This window comes from Microbacterium saccharophilum, from assembly GCF_007992455.1.
Taxonomy (GTDB): domain Bacteria; phylum Actinomycetota; class Actinomycetes; order Actinomycetales; family Microbacteriaceae; genus Microbacterium; species Microbacterium saccharophilum.
Genome location: NZ_BKAH01000002.1, coordinates 310,113 through 330,334, shown reverse-complemented (window position 1 = coordinate 330,334; position 20,222 = coordinate 310,113). Strand labels below are relative to the sequence as shown.

Sequence of the window (20,222 nt, the reverse complement as noted above, 5' to 3'; positions counted from 1 at the left end):
GTCTCGTTAACGATGTGTAACGGAGGTGAATCGTTACCTTGCGGTCCCGAGCACGGGGCGACGCGCGTTGCGCAGGGAGTCCACCATGAGCACGACGAGGGCGAGCCACACCAGCCCGAACCCGATCCAGCGCTCGAGCGGCATCGGCTCCTGCATGATCCACGCGCCGGTGATGAACTGCAGGATCGGCGCGACGAACTGGAGCATCCCGATGACGGTGAGCGGGGCCCGCCGTGCGCCGGCTGCGAAGAAGAGGAGCGGCGTGGCCGTGACGGCGCCGGCGAGCAGGAGCAGGACGGTGTGCCATCCGCTCACCTGCCCCATCGTGAGGCCCGCGGTCGTCGCGACGACGATCAGCTGGATGACGGCGACCGGCGCGAGCCACAGCGACTCGAGCGTGAGGCCGCTCACGGCATCCACGGAGGGACCGATCTGCTTCTTCACGAGACCGTACGTGCCGAAGCTGGCGGCGAGCGTCAGCGCGATCCACGGGAACGCGCCGTAGCCGACGATGATGACGATCACGGCCGCGACGGAGATGCCGATCGCGACCCATTGGGCGACCCGCATGCGCTCCTTCAGCACGAGGACGCCCAGCAGCACGGTCACGATCGGGTTGATGAAGTACCCCAGGCTGCCCTCGATCACGTGGCCCGTGAGCGTCCCGATGAGGAACACCTGCCAGTTCACATAGATGAGGAGGCCCGCGACGATCGTCCAGAGCACGAGCCGCCGGTTGCGGAGGATGGCGAAGAGCTTCGCCCAGGTGCGCGTGATCGTCAGCAGGATGGCGCAGAAGGCGAGGGAGAGCAGGATGCGCCACGCGACGACCTCCCACGGCCCCGTCGGCGTGAGGGCCAGGAAGTACAGGGGCATGAAGCCCCACAGGAAGTACGCCGAGAAGGCGTAGACGCCGCCGAGGGTCTGCTCGCGGGCGGATTCCTCGGGTGTCATGGGTCCAAGACTAGAACGGTCATGACTGCGCCGCGTTCACCGCGGATGCGGGATCCTGCCGTCCTCCGTCCGCAGACTGCCAGGCCGGAGACGCGGAAAGGCCCGGATGCCGAAGCATCCGGGCCTCCCGGAAAACGCGCGGACGCGAGATCAGCGGACGACGACCGCCAGGACATCGCGCGCCGACAGGACGAGGAACTCGTCCGCACCGAACTTGACCTCGGTGCCGCCGTACTTGCTGTAGAGCACGCGGTCGCCGACGGCGACGTCGAGCGGAACGCGGTTGCCGTTGTCATCGATACGACCCGGACCCACTGCGATGACCTCGCCCTCCTGGGGCTTCTCCTTCGCAGTGTCGGGGATGACCAGACCACTGGCAGTGGTCTGCTCGGCCTCGACCTGCTTGATGACGATGCGGTCCTCGAGCGGCTTGATGGAAACCGACACGGTCTACCTCTTTCTTGCTTCAAGACTGGTTAGCACCCACACACTGAGAGTGCTAACGGCAAGTCTAGAGCGCGACTGGCACTCTCGCAACGCGAGTGCCAGCCATCCCCCCGGACGCACTCCCACCCCTCCCCCTAATCCCCCCTCGGCACCGCACCCCCAACCCCCTAATCGAGGATCTGCTGGGGGATCGGCGTATCACCCCCTTCCCTCCCACGCTCCTGCGGAGTAGGAAGTATCGCGGGGGCCGGCAAGAAGGAGGACCCGCGTCGAAGCGGGTCATCGGGGAACGTCGTGTCGGGTCGAATCATGCATCTAGCTGTCGATGTGGGGTCATCGCAGATCGCTGCCGCGGTCGCCGTCATGGAGCCGGCGGGCCTCTCCGTGCGGAGCGTCCGGCTCGGTCAGAGAACCGACACCGCATCCTCGGCGATCTTCGTCACCGAGGACGGGCTTCTGCACGGCGATGCAGCCGAGCGGCGCGGCGTCGGGCAGCCGGCGCTGTTGCTCCGCGACTACAAGCGCCGGGTGGGGGACCCTATCCCGCTGGCCGCCGGGGGCCGCCGGTTCGCACCGCAGGAGCTGTTCGCCCGCGCGGTCGAGTGGGCGGCGACCACCGCGCAGTCATCGGAGGGACTGCCCATCGAGACCCTGACCGTCACGGTCCCGGCGTCGTGGGGGACGCATCGCCGCGACGCGATCGGTCGCGCCCTCGACGACTGCGGGCTCGGGGAGGTCGCACTGCTGTCCGAGCCGGAGGCAGCGGCGCGGCACTACGCGGCCGCCCACCCCCTGACGCCCGGCGCGGTGCTCGCGGTCTACGACCTCGGGGCGGGGACCTTCGACGTCACGTTCGTGCGCATCGGCGACGGGGAGCAGGTCACGGTCGTCCACACGACCGGTCTCGACGACCTGGGCGGCGCCGATTTCGACGACGCCGTCATGGGCCACGTCCTGGCGTCCTCCCCCGCGGTGGGGGCGGCCTCGGCGGTGGGGCTGGCGGCGCTGCGGCGCGAGTGCGTCGCCGCGAAGGAGGCCCTCTCCTTCGATGCGGAAGCGGTCATCCCCGTCCTGCTGGGCGCTGGGGGCACCGTGCGGCTGATCCGCAGCGAGTTCGAGGGGATGATCGAGCGTCATATCGCCCGCACCATGGACGTGTTCGCCCGCGCCCGGCTCGCGTCCGGCGTCGCCGACGACGACGTCGAGGCCGTCCTCCTCTCGGGTGGGTCGAGCCGCATCCCCCGCGTCGCCCAGCTGCTCTCCGAGTGCTTCGACCTCCCGCTGCGAGCGGATGCCGATCCGAAGGCCGTGGTCGCGCTCGGCGCGGCCCGCGCGGCCGCCGCCGCGGCGGCGGCTCGCCCGGCGGCTGCGTCGATCGCGGACGAGTCGACCACGACCGACGATGCCCGGGCGCCGCTGAGGGCGCTCGTGCCCGCGCTCCGCGCCTCCGTCCCGTCGCGCTGGCGGGGGGTCATCGGCGCGACGGCCGCGGCCGCGATCGTCTCCGGCGGCGTCGCGTTCGGCGCGTCGGTGGCATCCGGTGTCGATCGCACGGACGCCCGGCTCCACGCCGCCGGCGCCGTCACCGCGGTGGCGGACGGTGCCGAGCTCGGCCCGTGGGCTGTGCCGTGGCGGACCATCGACGAGGACGTCGCTGCCCGCACCGCACCGGTCGAACCGATCGCCGCGCCGATCGCCGCGCCCGACGTCCCGACCGCCGAGTCGCCGCGCGAGCCCGCTCCCGCGCCACGCCTGCTCCCCGACGTGCGCCGATCGAACCCGGCCGAGCGACTGGGCGCAGGGTTCCGCCCGCCGCCGGCGAATCCGAAGGCGGGGCAGGTCGGCCAGCCTCCCCTCAAGCCGGTCGCACCGGCCCCCGGCGGATCGACCCCCGGTCAGCCCGTGCTGACGCCCGCACGCTCGGTGCCCGCACCGGATGTCGCCGCGCCGGCGAGTCCGACCCCCGCCCCCGCGCCCACGCCGGCAGCCACCGAGCCACCCGCGACGCCCGAGCCGGACCCGGCACCCGCACCCGACCCGGCACCGGACCCGGAGCCCACCGCCGAACCGCAACCGGATCCGCAGCCCACGCCCGAGCCCGAACCGGAGCCGACTCCGACACCCGAGCCGGAGCCGACTCCGACACCCGAGCCGGAGCCATCCCCGACGCCTGAGCCCACGCCCCAGCCCGGCCCCGAGGTGCCGCAATGACAAGGCCGCCCGAGGACGACCCCAGGGAGACACCGCCGGCCCACGTCACGCGGCTCGCAGCGGTGGCCGCGGTCCCGCGCCGGCACCGGCCCGCCGATGCACTGGTCGCCCACATCGTCGACGAGGCGCTCGCCGACCTCCTCGCCGGCGATGGCCCCATCCGCGGCGTGGTGGTCGGCCCCTCCGGATCGGGGAAGTCGGCGACGCTGCGCGGCCTGCGCGCCGTGCTGCGCAGCCGCGGCGTATCGGTCACGGCGGGCCCGCGCCCGCACTCCGCCCACGCCGTCGTGATCGACGACGCCGATGGGCTGGACGCCGATGAGGCCCGCGCCCTGCTGGACCTCGCCGCCGATCAGACGACGGCGATCGTCATCGCACATCGCCCCGGTCCCGCTCCCCACGTGCAGCTGCTCGCCGCAGAGCTCGAGAAGAGTCGCCCGCCCGTTCTCCTCGGCGAGGTCGACGACGCCGCCGTCACGGCCGCCGCGGACATCCACCGGGCATGCGCGGAGGGGATCGTCCGGCTGACCGACGGTGTCACGTGGCTCGCCCTCATCGCCGCGGACGCGCATCACGAGACGGAGTGCGCCGGGCCCGCCGACCACCACAGCCTCTCGCGCCGCCTGCGCGCGCACATCGCGCACCGCCTGGACTCCCTCGACGGCGACGTCCGCAGCGCGATCGAAGCGCTCTGCGTGTTCGCGCCCGCGGAGATCTCGCGGCTGGATCCGCCGCGCATCTCCTGGGACGAAGCCATCGCCGCCGGCTACGCCGCGGGTCTCCTCACGCAGAATGGGCGGCCCCCCGTGGCGGTGCGCGACGCCGTCCGCACCCTTCTTCCCCCGCATCGTCTCACCGAGCTCGTCGCGCGGGCGATGGTGGAGGCCGAGGCCGGGCACGAGCGCTGGGGCGGCCCGGCATCCGACTCCCTCGGCGCACGGCTCGCCGCTCGCGGCGACCGGGAGCGCCTGACCGAGCCCACCCGCGCGATCGCCCTGTATCGGGAGGCCGTCGCCGCCGGCGCCGACCCCGTGCCGCTGGCGGGGCGATACGGTGTGGCCGCGATGAACGCGGGGGACGTCGAGGGCGCCGCGGCATGCTTCGACGACATCCTTTCGCACCCCGATCACCCGGCACTGGCGGACGCCGTCGATGCGACGCACGCGATCTGGGCTGCGCGCGGCAGCCTGCAGGCGACCGCGGGAGCGCTGCTGCCGCCGGCCTCGCCGGTCTCCGCGGCGCGCACGGCGCTCGCCCAGCTCGGTGTCGGCGAACGGCCCGAGCCGGCCGGGCGCACGGCGGCCCGCCCGCGCGACACTCTCTCGATCGCTTCGGCGGCACTCGCGTCCGCGGTGCGCGATTCCCTGGGCCACGACACCGAACGAGCCGTGGACGACCTGGTCCACGCCTCCGAGCTGTACAGCCTGACGCACTCGGACTTCCCGCTCGTCGAGCCGCCCGCGGTGGTGGCGGCGCTCGCGGCGCTCGGATCGGGGAGACCGGCGGTGGCGTCAGCGGTCCTCGACGCGGCGATCCAGGCCGGCCAAGCCGGACCGTGGGCGCGCCGTCGGCTGCTCCTGTGGCGGGCCTGGACGCATATCCACGGAGCACAGCCTGACGACGCCCGGTCGATCCTGGATCGCCTGGCCGCGGAAGGGGGCGCGGCGACGCCGCGCGACCGCCTGATCGCGGCGGCCTGCGAGACGGCGCTGGCTCGTCGGTACGCCAATACGGCCACGCTCATGGGCGTCTTCCGCGACGCCTCTCAGCATCTCCTCCGGCAGCGGTTCGATCTGTACCTGCATCCCCTTCTCGGGGAGCTCATGCTGGCTGCGGCCCGCGTCGGCGCCGCGTCGGCCCACCGGCACATGCGCGAAGCGCAGGCGACGCTCGACCGGCTCGGGAACCCGCCGCTGTGGACGCCGCTGCTGCACTGGAGCGGCGTGCAGCACGGCATCCTCACCAACCGGCCGGAGCTGCTCGTGCCCCACGCGCGCGCCCTGCTCGCTGCGGCACCGCACAGCGGTTTCGCCGCGCAGCTGGCCGAGGCCGGCCGGATCTGGACCGAGGTGCTGGCCGGACGGGTGGACACCATGGCGGTCGAAGCAGCCGCACACGCGCTCGCGCGGGACGGCATGGCATGGGACGGCGCGCGCCTGGCCGCCCACGGCGCCGCGCGCTCGTCCGATCGTCCGTCGTACACGCAGCTGCTGGCGTGCGCGCGCGAGCTCCACCCGCGCCAGCTGCTCCAGCCCGAGGCCGACCGGCCCGAGCCGTTCGGGGAGACCGGCGATGGCACGCTGCTGAGCGCTCGCGAGGTCGAAGTGGCCCGGCTCGTGCTGCAGGGCAGGACATATGTCGAGATCGGGCAGACGCTCTTCATCTCGCCCCGAACCGCCGAGCACCACATCGCCCGCATCCGTCGCCGCCTCGATGCCACGTCCCGATCGGATCTGCTGACCAAGCTCCACCACGCGCTCGGTGCGCAGCCGCCGTCCGACAAGGAGGGTGTCGCATGAGCGCGCCGCACAGGGGCCCAGCCCCTACCGAAGCCCCGCAGCGGAGGGGGACCTCCCCGATGCCTTCCACCGCCGACATCCCTAACGTGGGAGTGTCGGCCAGCGACTCGAAGGAAGCCTCATGAGCACCGTGATCTCGACCATCGCGAACGCCCTGATCGAATTCATCCTCAGCCTGCTCCGCGATCCGGACACGGCTGCCGAATTCGAGGCCGATCCGGAGGCCACCCTGACGAACCGGGGCCTGGACGGGGTCAGCTACGCCGACGTGTGCTCGGTGCTGCCGCTCGTCTACGACCACCCGAGCGTCGTGCAGCGGAGTGACCCGACGCCGGCCAGCACCCCGCCGCCGGTGAGCCCTCGGCCCTCCGTCGAGGAGCATTCGAACATCATCCGCGAGCTGCAGAACGTCATCAACAACAACTCCTACATCACGAACAACGCCACCGTGCTCGATCAGTCGGTGAACCAGAACATCTGGGCCGAGGGCGATGTGATGCAGCTGTTCGACAACGAAGCGGTGATCGCCAGCGGGGAGGGATCGACCGCCGCCGGCAACGATGTCGTCTACGACGACAGCACGGACTCCTCCACGACGATCGTTGCCGGCGGGGATGCCACGGTGGACAGCACGTTCGACTCCACGACCATCACGGACTCGTACAACCAGGCCACGGATTCGTCGGCCACGGACAACTCCACGACGACGGCCGCGCCCGCAGCCGAGCCTGCGCCCGCGCCCGAGCCGCTCGTCGAGTCCGAGCCGTTCGTGGACGAGAGCGCGGCGATGGTGGAAGCGGCCCCGCTGGACGACCCGCTGGCGGACGATGAGTACTGAACCGCGTGTGCCGGTCGGCCGCCTCCGCACGACACGCGACCAGCCCGACCGACCGGCCCTGACGACACGGAACCACGCACCCGTCGTGGCCCACGTCCCGCCACCGCTGTCGGTGCGCGCCAGCCAGCTCCTGTGGATCCTGAGTCTCGCGGCCGGGGGCGTCGGCGTGGGTTACGCGTTCATCGTGCGGAAGGATCTTCTCGATGTGATCGGCGAGCGGGTGCTGGCGATCGATCCCGGCCGCGCCGAGGAGACCGTGACCCTCACATCCGACATCCTCTACTGGTCGCTCTTCGGCGGTCTGGTCGCCGTGCTCCTGGTGCAGCTGGTGTTCCTGGTGTCATTCGCCAACCGTCGACCGCGTGCGCGCTGGTGGCTGTTCGGCAGCATGCTGCTGCACGGCGGACTGCTCGTGGTGGCCGTGGAGTTCGCGGCGCTGGAGACCTCTGCCGAGCCCCTGAGGCTCATCCTGCTCGCCCAGCTCGGTCTCGCCGCGCTCGGTCTGCTGGTCTCCCTCATCCCCGCCGCGCTGCGGTGGACGGCCCGCGGAGTCGACATCCGCCGCGGCCCGGAGGCCGTCGGTACCGGCGACCTCTGACAGGAGTCCCTCCAGGGTCCGGACGACCTCGCCGCACACGCGGGCCGCCGCCCGCGTGGTCGAGGGCGACTCCAGCCGGGCCCGCCAGTCGGCGAGCAGGGCTTCGCTCCGTGCCCGCACCTCCTCCCGGTCGGCTCCCGCCCTGAGGCCGAGCCGTTCCGCGGCCTCCGTGCCGTCCGCGCCGAGGAGGCGCTCGAGTTCTCCCGCCACCTCCACCGGGAGGGCGAGACCCTCCGTGCGCGCTCGAGCCAGCAGTTCCAGTTCCCGCAGCTCGTGGGACGCGGCCATGATCCGCTCGATCCCCTCGGCGATCGGCGCAGTGCCCGGCCGGGGTTCTTCGGCGAGGAGCGCCTCGAGCCCGGCCACGACCGCGCGCACTTTGAGGGCGGCCTGCCGGGCCCGGAACTGCTGACGGATCGCCCCGCGGAGCTCCTCCAGCCCGCTCTGCAGCACGAGCTGCTCGGAGAGCTCCTGCGCGGACCGCGCGCCCCCGCGCACGAGCGACATCGCCAGACGGATGCCGGAGACCCCGAACCGGTCGATGAGACCCCGCCGCGCTGCGGAGTCGACCCCATCGATGACGTCGTTTCCGACGAACCGGTCCACCGACAGCAGCAGGGAGTCCCGCCGTGCGCGGTCGAGGTGCGCGAGCGACCGCACCGCAGCGAACTCGCCCTCTCGGAGGGTCCGGGCGGTCTCGGCGAGCAGGCCCGCGACCGGCAGGACGGTGAGGGCGAGGACGCGCATCCGAGGGTCGGCGCGATAGCGGTCGGCGATCTTGCGCGCAGACAGGAGGGCGTCGATGCGGCCCGCGCCCACCTCGTCGGCGCGGGAGAGGACCGCGATGGCGTTCACGGTGTGCGCGGAGCCCGCAGCGGTATCCCGGAACGATTCCAGGAACGTGAGGTCCGACGGATGCACGTGGCGCATGAGGTAGATGATCGCGTCCGCGTTGGAGGCGCCCTCGGTGGGCGTGAGGAAGGACACGGTCCGTGCCGCGATGCGCTCGGACACGGACTCGATCCCCGGGGTGTCGATCAGGACCGTGGATCTCAGGCCCGCCGATGGCCAGCGGACGTCGATCCGCTCGACCTCATCGACACCCGTGCCGCCCAGGTCGAAGGCGAGCCGGCCGTCGGTCCGGCGCACCGCGAGCCGCTTCGCCGACCCGTCCGACAGCAGCGCGGAGACGGCCGGGGTGTCCCCGTACCGGTACCAGGTGATCGCGCGCGTGCACTCGCCCGCGTCGGTCGGGGCGATGCGCTCACCGAGGAGCGCGTTCAGCAGCGTCGACTTCCCGGCTTTGACCATGCCCGCCACCCCGAGCCGGAGCGGCTCTCGAAGCCGCTTCCCCCATTCCCCCAGGAGCGCAGCGCTCCGCGGGTGGTCGCCGTAGACCTCCGCCGCGACACGGACGAGGCCCGCCGCGTCGTCCAGGAGCGCCATGTTCACGCGCGCCTCGCGATGCTGGGCCGATCGCCCGTGCCCGCGGCGCTCGTGACCGCGGGCAGCGCCTTTCTCAGCTCCGTGAGCGCCTGAGCGTGCTGGCGGAGCTGCTCCAGTCGCACGTCGCGATCCTTCGTGTAGACGCTCGCCGCCTGACGAGCGGCATCGGCGGCGGCCGTGAGCGAGCGGTGGATCTCATCGGCCCGTGCGCCGAAGTGGTCGCGCGTCGCCCTCTGCACCACGCGAAGGCGGTCGCGCAGCTGCTTGCCGACTTGGAAGGCCACCTCGTCGATGTAGCGACGCACGAGGTTCTTCGCTTCGGACTGCCGCCGCGAGAGCCGCGCCTGCTTGTCCTCGCGATAGGCCCGTCGCCCCACGAGAACGCCCGCGAGGAGCGACAGCGGATTGAGCACCGCCATCCCCAGCACGCTCGTGGCCAGCCCGACCATCAGCACTCCGCCGTACGAGCCGCGGACGCCGATGTAGATCTTCTCCGCGGCCGACAGGGGTGCGGCATCCATCCCGGCGATCTCGTCGACGGGGTCGAGCACACCGGTGATGTCGCTCACATCGATGTCCGGGATGTCGTGCTCACCCTCGAGGAACTGCGCAGCGACCTCCTGGGTCAGCCATTGCTGCCTCTCATTCGTCCAGATGAACGTGTCCGCCACCGCCTCCCCGACGCGTTCGTCCAGCCACTGGGAGAACTCGTCCCAGATCGGTGAGGGGTCGCCTTCCTCGATCGCCTCCTCGGCCTGGCGCTGCACGCGACGGAGGCGGTCGCGCAGATCGTGCTCGGTGTCGGCGATCAGGTCGGCGATGCCGTCCGTGAGGATCACCTGCCAGCGCGAGGATCGGCTGCGGAAGTCCTCCGCCTGCTGACGTGCGGATTCGAGTCGAGCGATGAGCTCGGGGGTCTGCTCCGGATGCTGAAGGGCGTGCTGCTCCGACTGCACCGCCATGGCCAGCTGATCGACCACGGACGCGAGGTCGAGCGCGGCCGCGCGGCGCTGCAGGTCGTCGGCGGGCGCCACCACCTCGCGCCGGAGGTGCTGGACCAGGACGGGGAACCCGGACTCGTCGTTGAGCCCGGCATCGTTCGTCGCACCGGCGGCCAGCCGCAGATCGCTGGAGACGGCGAACACCGGGATACCGCCGAGCGAGGAGAGGTGCCCCCGGTCGATCTCCTCGATGCGGCGCCAGTGCGGGTAGACGTCCGTCTTCGAGAGGACCGCCGAGACCTGCGGCGAGATCCGCAGCGCCTGGCCCATCAGCCGAAGCTCGGATGCCGTGTACTCCTGGGAGGCGTCGGAGACCAGCAGCATGGCGCTCGCCCCGGCGAGGGCGGAAAGGGTGGCCAGGGCGCGGAAGGACTCGACGTCCCCGACACCCGGCGAGTCCACCAGCCGGAGGCCGCCCTTGAGGATCTCCCGCGGCAGCAGGACTTCCGCGCCGACGACCTCCTCGCCGTCGAACGTGGCGGGATGACTCGTGATGTGCTCCGCCACATCGTCGAGCGGGACCTCCCGGCGGGCGACCTCGCCGCCGGCCGTCGCGCGCACGAGCAGGGCTGCGGATGGCGTCTCACCGTAGGCCACGACCGTGGGAACACGGGTGGCGACATCATCGTCCACGGGGCACGCGGGCGCGCCGACGAGGGCGTTGATGAGCTTGCTCTTCCCCTGCTTGTACTCCCCCACCACCAGGACGCGCACGTACGGGTCCAGCAGGCGCGCACGGGTGTGCCGGAGCCGATCCGCGAGGTCTTCCCGACCCGCCGCGCGACTGAGCGCCGCCAGCGTCTCCGAGTAGCGCACGAGCTCGGCCGTCTCCCGTTGCGACGCCTCGTCGGTCGTGGCGTCCGTCGTCGGTTCAGCCATGGATACTCATTCCGCTGTCCACGCCGTCGCGGACGCCCCCGCGGCCAACGTAGCCGTTCGACACGCACGCCTCAAGAGCCGGCGATCGGGTCGCGACGCGACCAGCGCCTCGGGTGGTGGCCACCCGGGGCGCTGGTCGGTGAGGCGGTTGCGAACGTTCAGAACGTGTCCACGTCCGTCTCAGTGTTCGTCGCTCCTCCATCGACGATGTCCGCGTCGTCGCCCGACGTCCAGATGCTGCTCGACTCGTCGTTCCACGACTGCGTGTTGGTCATCGTGGGGGCGAACTCCTCGTTGAACGAGTCGTTGAACGTTTCGGAGATCGTCGTGGTGACGCTCTCGTCCACCGAGCTGTTGTCGGTGTTGTAGGAGCCCAGGGTGTTCGTCAGCTCGTGGTTGAACGAATCCATGATCTCCGTGTGCAGGGAGTTGTCCGTCGTCGAGTTGTCGACCGCGCTGTTGTACGACCCGAACGTGTTCTCGATCGTCGTCGTGTTGCCGATGTGCGCGTCCCCGCCGATCGTGTAGTCCACCGAGTTGTCGACGGAGCTGTCGAAGACGATGTCGCCTCCGGCCGCATTGGCGTTCGGCGCCGTCGCAGCGATGGCGGACGAGGCCGACTCCAGCCCGACGTCTCCGCCGGCGTTGACGTTCGCGTTGACGGACTGGTCGATCACGGTCGCGTTGCTGCTGACGGACATCCCACCGCTCACCGTGCCGAGCCCGGCGAGGGGCGCGCCGGCCGCGGCGCCGCTGAACATGTTGCCGTACTCCCGGATGCCGGCGTTGACGGAGTTGTCGTTCGCGGAGTCGTGGATCGAGTTGTCCTGGTCGTAGTCCATGTGCTGGTTGTACGAGCCGTGGTTCTGCGAGTCGTTGATCGAGTTGTCCGAGTTGTCGGAGTTGTCCGAGTTGTCGGAGTTGTCGGAGTTGTCGGAGTTGTCCGTCGTCGAGTTGTCGGAGTTGTCCGTCGTCGAGTTGTCGGAGTTGTCGGAGTTGTCCGTGTACGAGTTGTCCGAGTTGTTCGCCCAGCCGTTGACCGAGTTGTCCGAGTTGTCGGAGTTGTCGGAGTTGTCCGAGTTGTCGCTGTTGTCGGAGTTGTCGGAGTTGTCCGTCATCGAGTTGTCGGAGTTGTCCGAGTTGTCCGAGTTATCGGAGTTGTCGGAGTTGTCCGAGTTGTCGGTGTACGAGTTGTCCGAGTTGTTCGCCCACCCGTTGACGGAGTCGTCGGTCGAGTTGTCGCTGTTGTCCGAGTTGTTCGCCCACCCGTTGACCGAGTTGTCCGAGCTGTCGGAGTTGTCCGAGTTGTCGCTGTTGTCCGAGTTGTCCGAGTTGTCGCTGTTGTCGGAGTTGTCCGAGTTGTCGCTGTTGTCGGTGTACGAGTTGTCCGAGTTGTTCGCCCACCCGTTGACCGAGTCGTCGGTCGAGTTGTCGCTGTTGTCCGAGTTGTCCTCGTCGACACTGCTGAGGACGTTGTTGTCCGCCATTATGGATCCTCTCCTGTGGGCGCCCCCTGCGCCGATGCAGCGAGTCTCGTCCGCGACCGCGGTCGTGGCATCGGTGGCCGTCCCCCCACCGGCTCCCCACCCCACGGGGTTCGTAGGGGGTGGGCCGCACGGGGAATGGGGGAACCGCGGGTCCCGCCTAGGCTGGCCGGATGGAACAGGCCGAACTCACCGCCCTCCTGACCCCCAAAGGTCTGCGCCTGCTCGATGAGACCGACGCCGCTGAATCGTCCTCCGATGTCGCCGCCGCCGTCTCCCGGCTGCGCAGCGCCGGGCACTCCCCCGACCTCGTCTCCGCGGTCATCGGCCAGGCCCGGCTGCGCGCGAAGGCGCGGGCGAAGTTCGGCACCTTCGCCGATCGGATGCTGTTCACGCGCGCCGGTCTCGAGCAGGCGACCCGGCTGGAGGTCGCCGCGCGGCACGCCGGCCGGTTCCGCGACGCGGGTGTCACGCGGGTCGCCGACCTCGGCTGCGGTATCGGCGGCGACGCCCTCGGCATCGCCGGCATCGGCCTGGACGTGCTGGCCGTCGACGCCGACGAGATCACGGCAGCCCTCGCCGCCTACAACCTCGCGCCGTTCGGCGGGGCCGTGGAAGTGCGGTGCAGCCGCGCCGAGGACGTGGACCTCGACGGGGTGGATGCGGTGTGGCTCGACCCGGCCCGCCGCTCGGCCGGGCACAGCGAGACCGCGCGCGTGGGCGCGGACGAGTGGTCGCCGTCGCTGGACTGGGTGTTCGCCCTCGCCGCGCGGATGCCGGCCGGCATCAAGCTCGGGCCGGCGTTCGACCGCGACCGCGTGCCGGCGGGCATGGAGGCGCAGTGGATCAGCGTCGACGGGTCGACGATCGAACTCGTGGTCTGGTCGGGTGTGCTGGCCCGCCCCGGTGTGGGGCGTGCCGCCCTCGTCATCCGCGGAGGTGCGGCGCACGAACTGACGGCCGCGGCGGACGCTCCCGACGCGGAGGTGCGCGAGCTCGCCGTGGACGGCTATCTGCACGAGCCGGAGGGCGCCGTCATCCGGGCCCGCCTGATCGGCGAGGTCGCGCGCGATCTGCAGGCCGGCATGCTCGCGGAGGGAATCGCCTATCTGACGTCGGAGGCGGCGCTCACGAGCCCGTTCGTGCAGACGTTCCGGGTGCGCGAGGTTCTGCCGCTGAAGGTCCCGGCGATCAATGCCGCGCTCGCGAGCAACGGCATCGGCACGATCGAGATCAAGAAGCGCGGTGTCGACGTCGACCCCGCACAGTTCCGTCGCAAGCTGCGGCTGCGCGGTGACGCCTCCGCGACCCTGATCCTCACGCGAGTGGGCCCGAAGTCGGCCGCGCGGCGGGTGGCGATCCTCGCCGACCGGGTCTGATCCGGTCGATCGCTCCGCCAGCCGGCAGCGTGCGTCAGCCGAAGAGGTTGGCCTGCATCGAGGCCCACCAGAGCCAGCCGGCGCTGTAGACGAGCGAGAGCAGGCTGAGGCACAGCGCCCAGAGCGCGACGCCCCGGCGCTCCCACGGGCGGCGGAGCGCCACGATCGCGAACCCGGCTCCCACGAGCCCGATGAGGAAGCCCCACCCGACGAGGAACGACACCAGCAGCCCCAGGATCGCGAACGTCATCGCCCAACCCGCGCTGCGCGGGAGCGGCGCCGGCGGCGGCGGGGCCCAGCGGACCTCGGTGTGCACCGGCTGCGTGATGGGCACGGGTTCGGTCATCGCGCGCTGGAACCCGCCCCGATGCTCGCCCGGCAGGCGCGCGGCGTCGCCCACGACGGCGACGTCTTCGGTCGGCACGTCGACGACGGGCCGGCGCAGCACAGGCGGAGTCGCATCGGCCGCGGCCGGCACGGCATCCGGCACCTGCGGCACGGCATCCGGCAGGGGCGGCACGGCATCCGGTGCGGGAGTCAGGTGACGGGCGGCCGCGATCGACGCGTCCAGCTCCGGGAGCGCAGGCCGGTCGTCCGGCTGGGTCGGACGTTCGTCGGGAGTCGGGTCGCTCATGCCGCCGCCACCTGGATCTCCGTGACCGGCAGCGTCGAGTCGGCGCCGAACGCGAGTGTCGAGGGCGCGCGGCCGCTCATGATGAGCTCCGCGGCGAGCGCGGCGATCATCGCGCCGTTGTCGGTGCACAGCGACAGCGGCGGGATCCGCACCGCGACGCCGGCCGCCGCGGCCCGCTCGAGGGCGACCTCCCGCAGGCGGCGGTTGGCGATGACACCGCCGCCGAGGAGCAGCCGCGGCACGTCGTGGCGCGCGCAGGCGTCGAGGGCCTTCGTCACGAGCACGTCGACCACGGCCTCCCGGAAGGATGCCGCGACGTCGCCGACCGGCACGGGCTCGCCCGCGGCCTCGCGCTGCTCGATCCACCGCGCGACGGCGGTCTTGAGCCCGGAGAAGGAGAAGTCGTAGCGGTGCTCGGCCATGTCGGAGGCACGCGACATGCCCCGCGGGAACCGGATCGCGGCCGGATCGCCGGTGGCCGCCGCCCGGTCGATCTCCGGACCGCCCGGGTAGGGCAACCCGAGGATGCGCGCGATCTTGTCGAAGGCCTCCCCGGCGGCGTCATCCATCGTCTCGCCGAGCAGCTCGACATCCGAGACGAGGTCGCGCACGAGGAGGAGCGAGGTGTGCCCGCCGCTCACGAGGAGCGCGACGGTGGGGTACTGGACCTCTTCGCCGGTGAGGATGTCGGCGGCGATGTGCCCCACCAGGTGGTTCACGGCGTAGAGGGGCTTGTCGAGCGAGACGGCGAGCGCCTTCGCGGCACCGATGCCGACCATGAGAGCGCCGGCGAGGCCCGGACCGGAGGTGACGGCGACGGCATCCAGATCGGCGAGCGTGATGCCCGCCTCGGCGACGGCCGCTTCGATGGCGGGCTGCAGCGCCTCCAGGTGGGCGCGGGCGGCGACCTCGGGGACGACGCCGCCGTAGCGGGCGTGCTCGTCCATGGAGCTCGCGATCGTGTTGCTCAGCAGCGTGCGGCCCCGGACGATGCCGATGCCGGTCTCGTCGCAGCTGGTCTCGATCCCGAGGACGAGCGGCTCCGCGCGGCCCATCAGCACCATCCCTTTCCATCGATCGTTCCTGCCGGCTGCGGCGTGGAGGTGTCCGCGGGCGTCGCGTCGCCGCCGGCGGCGTTGGCCGCCCACCCGGCGAGGTCGAGCTGCATGACGACGGCGTCCACGTCATCCGGCTGGTAGTAGCGGGGGCGGCGGGCGATCTCGGTGAACCCCTCCGAGGCGTACAGGGCGGTGGCGACGGGGTTGTCCGCGCGGACCTCGAGGAACACCTCGCGGGCGCCGCGCTCGTGCGCCGTGCGCAGCAGCTCGGTCAGAAGCGCGCGCCCGCGACCGTGCCCGCGCGCCGCTTCGGCGATCGCGATGGTCTGGATGTCGGCATCCCCCGCGCCCTGCACGGCGCGCACGCCGCCGTACCCCAGGAGGCGACCGCCCGACTCGTCGACGACGTAGCGGCCGTGCGGCGACGCGAGCTCGGCACTCATCATCGCCTCGCTCCACGCGTCGGTGGGGAAGGAGGTGCGCTCGAGATCCATGATGGGGGCGAGATCGGATGCCGTCGCGGTGCGCAGCGTCACGTGCCGACCTTCTTCCTGGCGCCGGGCACGGTGACATCCGGCGCCCGCAGGTACAGCGGCTCGGTCGAGGCGAGCTCGCGGCCCGCGGCGAGGGCGCGCGCGGCGACGAGGGCCACCATCGCCCCGGAGATCGCGTCGACGTCGCGGCGCTGCGCGCCGGCTTCGGCGAGGCGGGCGTCGAGGTCGTCGCGCGGGGCGAGCGCCGGCTCGGTGATGCGGGCCGGAAGACCGTCGTCGTCGACCCCCTCGTACACGGTGAAGGCGAGCTCGCGGCGACGCGCGTCGGTGACCACCGCGAAGCGCGGCAGGTCGGCGAACGGGTCGGCGAGGAGGATCGCGAGGGCGGCGGCGTCGTGGCTCGCGACCGGGACGACCGGGATGCCGCGCCCCAGGGCGAACGCCCGCGCCGCGGCGATGCCGACGCGGAGGCCGGTGAAGGGCCCGGGCCCCATTCCCGCGGCGACGGCCGTCAGGGCGATCGGTTCGGGGGACGTAGCCCCGAGCGGGCCGAGCGCGGCCTGGGCCAGGGCGTCGTGCAGCATGCCGCCGATCGCCTCCGCGTGGCCGAGCGGATCGGTGCGGGATTCGTCGGCCCGGACGACGCCGTCGCGATCGACGACGGCGACCGCCGTGCCGAGGGAGGTGTCGATGCCGAGGATCACCCCTCCAGGGTAATCGCCGCGGGTCCGGGGCCTTGCGGGGTCGGTTCGACGTCTGATCTGCGGGAGCGCTCGGAAGTCCGGACGTCCAGGGCGAGGCGGCGCCTTGCGACGGGTGGCCCGGGTAGCTGGTGGGGGTCATCCGCGCCGAATTGCGGGTGCTCGGTGCCGGGACCCGCACATTGGCGCGGGCGAAGAACGTGGATGCCGTTGGCCCGCGCCGAAGTGCGGGTGCCGGGCGCCGCGACCCGCACATTGGCGCGGGCGAACTTTCGGGTGCTCACGCGCCGCGTATTGCCTGGCCGGCCGCCACTCCGCGACCCCGCGAGCTGTGGCCGACGTGGGTGGCGGTTCGCCGGCGCGGAGGTGCGGGTGCCGGGCGCCGGGACCCGCACATTGGCGCGGACGAACTTTCGGGTGCTCACGCGCCGCGTATTGCCTGGCCGGCCGCCACTCCGCGACCCCGCGAGCTGTGGCCGACGTGGGTGGCGGTTCGCCGGCGCGGAGGTGCGGGTGCGGAGCGCCGCGACCCGCACATTGGCGCGGACGAAGAACGTGGATGCCGCTGGCCCGCGCCGAAGTGCGGGTGCGGAGCGCCGCGACCCGCACATTGGCGCGGGCGAAATGCGCGGCGAGGGCGCACCACCGGGGTGGATGCAGAAGGCCCCGCCGTCGGGGGACGGCGGGGCCTGGACGTGCCGCGAGGTCAGTCCTGCTCGACCTGCACGACCTCGAGGGTCTCGCTGAGCGCGACGTCGGCGTCCCGGCCGCCGCCCAGGTCGACGCTCACGTCGAAGGCGTGGCTGTCGTCGGCGTCGGTCTCGATCGCGTCCATCGAGCCGCCGCCCGCCGCGGCAATCGCTGCCGCCGCGATCTCGGCGACGCGGGAGGTGTCCAGGAGCGGGTCATTGCTCTGCTTCCCGTCGTCGTCGGGGCGAACGGTCGCGGCGCCGTCGGCGGCGATGCGGACATCGGCCTCCGTGCCGTCGGCGAGGACGACGTCTACCGACCAGCCGCTGCCCTCACGCTCGATCGAGGTGGCGCCGGAGGCGTCCGCGGCGGTGATCGCCGTGTCGATCGCGGCGACGAAATCGTCGGGGCTTGCGGGGGCGCCGGGCGCAACGGCATCCTCACCGTCGTCGTCGCGGTCGTCGCCGGACGTGACCGTCGCGCTGGACGAGGACGGCGCGCCCTCGAGGACGTCGTCGTCGTCGTCGAGGTCGGCGAGGGCGAAGCCGATGCCGGCGCCGAGTCCGCCGACGAGAAGGATGCCGGCCGCCGCGGCGCCGATCATCACGGGCCGCGAGAAGCGGCGGCGGGCGGCGGTGTCGTCCGCGGGTACCGGCTCCGATGCCGCCGGCGCGGCGGCGGGGGCATGGAAGTCCTGCGTGGGCTGGTCGTCGGCGGGCGTGCGGTCTGCGGAGGAGGAGTCGTGGCTGTTCATGTCTCCACGATCCCGCACGACCCCTGAACCGGATCTGAACTCCGCTGAACGCGCTGTCAGGCCGCCGGGAGTTCGACGACGAACCGCGCGCCGCCCGACGGCGCATCCTCGACGCGCACCTCGCCGCCATGCGCGCGGACGATCTCGCGGACGATCGCGAGTCCCAGCCCGCTGCCGCCGGCATCCCGCGAGCGCGCCTCGTCGAGGCGCACGAAGCGCTCGAACACGCGTTCCCGATCCGCGCCAGCGACCCCCGAACCGTCGTCGTCGACCCACAGCATCGCGCGGCCGTCGGCGACCCGGCAACCGAGCGCGACCGTCGTCCGCGCGTGGCGCGCCGCGTTGTCGACGAGGTTCCGCACGACCCGTGCGAGCAGCCGCTCATCGCCGCGCACGGCGGCCGCCGAGATCGCGCGCCCGTCGACGGGGACCGACCCGAGCCCGCGCAGGCGCTGCACTTCGGCGAGTGCGAGATCGTCGAGATCGACGACGGATGCCGTTGCCACGGCGTTCTCGTCGAGTCGCGCCAGCAGCAGCAGACCCTCGACGATGTCCTGCATCCGGCCGCCCTCCGCCAGCACGACGTCGGCGAGTTCGCCGGGCGACGTAGCCTCGGGGTGCGCCCGGGAAAGCTCGGCGAACTGGCGGATCGTCGCGAGCGGCGAGCGAAGTTCGTGCGAGGCATCCCCGACGAATCGCTGCCGGGCGCGATATCCGTCCTCCACCCGGTCGAGCATGCGGTTCATCGTGCCGGCGAGGCGGTCGATCTCGTCCCCGCGGCCGCTCGCGGGTACGCGCCGGTCGAGGGCACTCGCGTCGATGCCGTCCACCTGCGTCCGGATGCGCTCGACGGGCGCCAGGGCACGCGTGACGACGACCCAGAGGACCACCGCGATGAGCACGACGGCGACCGGCACGGCGACTGCGAGGAGCGCGGCGGTGGTGCGGACGGCCTCGGTCGCCTCGTCGATGGAGCGGGCGAACACGAGCACCCCGTCGTCGACACGCTCGGCGACCACCAGCATCCGCTCGCCGTCGACGGTCGCGTCCGCGACGGCCTCCTCCCCCGGGGTCGGGAGCGCACGCGCGTCGTCGTCGTTCACGGCCACGTCTCCGCCGGTGTGCCAAGCCACGAGGACGTCATCGTCTCGTCCTTCCACCCAGGCGCGGTCCAGCGTGCCGTCGTGCAGGCCGTCGGCCGTGGCCTCCAGATCGCCGCGCAGCTGCTCGGCGACCTGCGTCGTGAGCATGCGGTCCAGTGTCACGACGACGCCGACGGCGCCGAGGGCGAGCGCGACGGCGACGACGGCGGCCGCGATCGCGACGATGCGGGTCCGAAGGGATGCGGAGCGCCGCGGCGTGCCGGCATCCGCTCGGCGCGCCGGGCGCGACGGGCGCGACGGGCGCGACGCGTCAGCCACCGTCGGCCGCCAGCCGGTATCCCGACCCCCGCACGGTCTGGATGCCGTCACGCCCGAAGGGGCGGTCGACCTTCCGGCGCAGCCGCCCGACGTACACCTCGACGATGTTCGGGTCGCCGTCGAAGCCATCGGCCCAGACGTTGTCGAGCACCTCGAGCTTCGTGACGACCTCGCCGCGCCGGCGCAGGAGGAAGTCGAGCACCGCGATCTCGCGCGCCGTCAGGTCGATCTCGACCTCGCCGCGGTGCACCGTGCGGGCGGCGGGGTCGAGGCGCAGGTCACCGGCCTCCAGCACCGCCGGACGCTCGCGGGCACCGCGTCGGACGAGGGCGCGCAGTCGCGCGACGAGCACGGGGAAGGAGAACGGCTTCGTGAGCCAGTCGTCGCCGCCGGTGTCGAGGCCCTCGACCTCGTCCCACTCGCCGTCCTTCGCGGTGAGGAAGAGCACGGGCGTCCAGATCTGCTCGGCGCGCAGCGTCGCGCAGACGCGGTAGCCGCTCATGCCCGGCATCATGACGTCGAGGACGATGACGTCGTAGTCCTGCTCGCGCGCGCGCCAGAGACCGTCGACACCGTTGTGTGCGAGGTCGACCGTCATCCCCTCGGCCTCCAGGCCGCGCCGCACGCCGTCGGCGAGGCGCACCTCATCGTCCACGAGCAGTACGCGCATGCTCAGAGTCTGCCCTGCCCGTGCTGACGGGACCCTGAACCGGG

At 72.2% G+C, this 20,222-nt stretch carries 16 protein-coding genes; 4 read left to right on the top strand and 12 right to left on the bottom strand.

Annotated elements, in window-relative coordinates; translation table 11 throughout:
* Window positions 1-33 precede the first annotated feature (33 nt).
* The gene (rarD, locus tag MSA03_RS03535; RefSeq protein ID WP_028497280.1) at window positions 34-954 is read right to left on the bottom strand and encodes an EamA family transporter RarD; all 921 of its coding nucleotides are present in this window, start codon (window positions 952-954) and stop codon (window positions 34-36) included.
* Window positions 955-1,104: 150 nt separating this feature from the next.
* The gene (groES, locus tag MSA03_RS03530) at window positions 1,105-1,401 is read right to left on the bottom strand and encodes a co-chaperone GroES (RefSeq protein ID WP_028497279.1); all 297 of its coding nucleotides are present in this window, start codon (window positions 1,399-1,401) and stop codon (window positions 1,105-1,107) included.
* A gap of 309 nt (window positions 1,402-1,710) precedes the next feature.
* On the opposite strand from groES, the gene MSA03_RS03525 reads away from it, so the two are divergent.
* From MSA03_RS03525 to MSA03_RS03515, 3 genes are all read left to right on the top strand, one after another.
* On the top strand, window positions 1,711-3,612 hold the full coding sequence (locus tag MSA03_RS03525; protein WP_147049644.1) for an Hsp70 family protein: 1,902 nt from the start codon (window positions 1,711-1,713) through the stop codon (window positions 3,610-3,612).
* Complete coding sequence (locus tag MSA03_RS03520; protein WP_147049643.1) at window positions 3,609-6,131, top strand: helix-turn-helix transcriptional regulator; 2,523 nt, start codon at window positions 3,609-3,611, stop codon at window positions 6,129-6,131. The genes MSA03_RS03525 and MSA03_RS03520 overlap by 4 nt, the downstream gene beginning before the upstream one ends.
* A gap of 121 nt (window positions 6,132-6,252) precedes the next feature.
* Entirely contained in the window at window positions 6,253-6,969 is a 717-nt protein-coding gene (locus MSA03_RS03515; RefSeq protein ID WP_147049642.1) for an IniB N-terminal domain-containing protein, read from the top strand.
* Window positions 6,970-7,309: 340 nt separating this feature from the next.
* Here MSA03_RS03515 and MSA03_RS03510 read toward each other — a convergent pair whose 3' ends face one another.
* The 3 genes from MSA03_RS03510 to MSA03_RS14440 form a co-directional block, all read right to left on the bottom strand.
* Window positions 7,310-9,013, bottom strand: coding sequence for a dynamin family protein (locus tag MSA03_RS03510; protein WP_147049641.1), 1,704 nt, complete (start codon window positions 9,011-9,013; stop codon window positions 7,310-7,312).
* 2 nt (window positions 9,014-9,015) lie between these two features.
* Window positions 9,016-10,893, bottom strand: coding sequence for a dynamin family protein (locus tag MSA03_RS03505; RefSeq protein ID WP_147049640.1), 1,878 nt, complete (start codon window positions 10,891-10,893; stop codon window positions 9,016-9,018).
* A gap of 158 nt (window positions 10,894-11,051) precedes the next feature.
* Window positions 11,052-12,380, bottom strand: a complete 1,329-nt coding sequence (locus tag MSA03_RS14440; protein ID WP_092897036.1) for a hypothetical protein — start codon at window positions 12,378-12,380, stop codon at window positions 11,052-11,054.
* Between the two features lie 170 nt (window positions 12,381-12,550).
* On the opposite strand from MSA03_RS14440, the gene MSA03_RS03495 reads away from it, so the two are divergent.
* A complete protein-coding gene (locus MSA03_RS03495) occupies window positions 12,551-13,756 on the top strand; it encodes a THUMP-like domain-containing protein (protein WP_147049639.1) in 1,206 nt (401 codons plus the stop codon).
* A gap of 34 nt (window positions 13,757-13,790) precedes the next feature.
* On the opposite strand, the gene MSA03_RS03490 is transcribed toward MSA03_RS03495, so the two are convergent.
* The 7 genes from MSA03_RS03490 to MSA03_RS03460 all read right to left on the bottom strand — a co-directional run bounded on the left by MSA03_RS03490 (window position 13,791) and on the right by MSA03_RS03460 (window position 20,178).
* Window positions 13,791-14,390 carry a hypothetical protein gene (locus tag MSA03_RS03490; RefSeq protein ID WP_244946304.1) on the bottom strand — a complete coding sequence of 200 codons (600 nt, stop codon included), beginning with the start codon at window positions 14,388-14,390 and terminating at the stop codon, window positions 13,791-13,793.
* On the bottom strand, window positions 14,387-15,445 hold the full coding sequence (gene tsaD, locus MSA03_RS03485; RefSeq protein ID WP_028497276.1) for a tRNA (adenosine(37)-N6)-threonylcarbamoyltransferase complex transferase subunit TsaD: 1,059 nt from the start codon (window positions 15,443-15,445) through the stop codon (window positions 14,387-14,389). The genes MSA03_RS03490 and tsaD overlap by 4 nt, the downstream gene beginning before the upstream one ends.
* On the bottom strand, window positions 15,445-15,984 hold the full coding sequence (gene rimI, locus MSA03_RS03480) for a ribosomal protein S18-alanine N-acetyltransferase (RefSeq protein ID WP_147049638.1): 540 nt from the start codon (window positions 15,982-15,984) through the stop codon (window positions 15,445-15,447). Before rimI ends, tsaD begins: the two co-directional genes overlap by 1 nt.
* Complete coding sequence (gene tsaB, locus MSA03_RS03475; protein ID WP_147049637.1) at window positions 15,981-16,646, bottom strand: tRNA (adenosine(37)-N6)-threonylcarbamoyltransferase complex dimerization subunit type 1 TsaB; 666 nt, start codon at window positions 16,644-16,646, stop codon at window positions 15,981-15,983. Before tsaB ends, rimI begins: the two co-directional genes overlap by 4 nt.
* A gap of 703 nt (window positions 16,647-17,349) precedes the next feature.
* Entirely contained in the window at window positions 17,350-18,087 is a 738-nt protein-coding gene (locus MSA03_RS03470) for a hypothetical protein (protein WP_147049636.1), read from the bottom strand.
* 56 nt (window positions 18,088-18,143) lie between these two features.
* Entirely contained in the window at window positions 18,144-19,508 is a 1,365-nt protein-coding gene (locus MSA03_RS03465; RefSeq protein WP_147049635.1) for a sensor histidine kinase, read from the bottom strand.
* On the bottom strand, window positions 19,501-20,178 hold the full coding sequence (locus MSA03_RS03460; RefSeq protein WP_147049634.1) for a response regulator transcription factor: 678 nt from the start codon (window positions 20,176-20,178) through the stop codon (window positions 19,501-19,503). Before MSA03_RS03460 ends, MSA03_RS03465 begins: the two co-directional genes overlap by 8 nt.
* Window positions 20,179-20,222 lie beyond the last annotated feature (44 nt).

What these genes read in the sequence shown, in the direction of transcription:
- MSA03_RS03505 (WP_147049640.1), bottom strand. Translation starts at nt 10,893, where the DNA reads ATGGCTGAACCGACGACGGACGCCACGACCGACGAGGCGTCGCAACGG.
- MSA03_RS03460 (WP_147049634.1), bottom strand. Translation starts at nt 20,178, where the DNA reads ATGCGCGTACTGCTCGTGGACGATGAGGTGCGCCTCGCCGACGGCGTG.
- tsaD (WP_028497276.1), bottom strand. Translation starts at nt 15,445, where the DNA reads ATGGGCCGCGCGGAGCCGCTCGTCCTCGGGATCGAGACCAGCTGCGAC.
- MSA03_RS03520 (WP_147049643.1), top strand. Translation starts at nt 3,609, where the DNA reads ATGACAAGGCCGCCCGAGGACGACCCCAGGGAGACACCGCCGGCCCAC.
- MSA03_RS03515 (WP_147049642.1), top strand. Translation starts at nt 6,253, where the DNA reads ATGAGCACCGTGATCTCGACCATCGCGAACGCCCTGATCGAATTCATC.
- MSA03_RS03525 (WP_147049644.1), top strand. Translation starts at nt 1,711, where the DNA reads ATGCATCTAGCTGTCGATGTGGGGTCATCGCAGATCGCTGCCGCGGTC.
- MSA03_RS03470 (WP_147049636.1), bottom strand. Translation starts at nt 18,087, where the DNA reads ATGAACAGCCACGACTCCTCCTCCGCAGACCGCACGCCCGCCGACGAC.
- MSA03_RS03495 (WP_147049639.1), top strand. Translation starts at nt 12,551, where the DNA reads ATGGAACAGGCCGAACTCACCGCCCTCCTGACCCCCAAAGGTCTGCGC.
- rarD (WP_028497280.1), bottom strand. Translation starts at nt 954, where the DNA reads ATGACACCCGAGGAATCCGCCCGCGAGCAGACCCTCGGCGGCGTCTAC.
- MSA03_RS03490 (WP_244946304.1), bottom strand. Translation starts at nt 14,390, where the DNA reads ATGAGCGACCCGACTCCCGACGAACGTCCGACCCAGCCGGACGACCGG.
- MSA03_RS03510 (WP_147049641.1), bottom strand. Translation starts at nt 9,013, where the DNA reads ATGGCGCTCCTGGACGACGCGGCGGGCCTCGTCCGTGTCGCGGCGGAG.
- MSA03_RS14440 (WP_092897036.1), bottom strand. Translation starts at nt 12,380, where the DNA reads ATGGCGGACAACAACGTCCTCAGCAGTGTCGACGAGGACAACTCGGAC.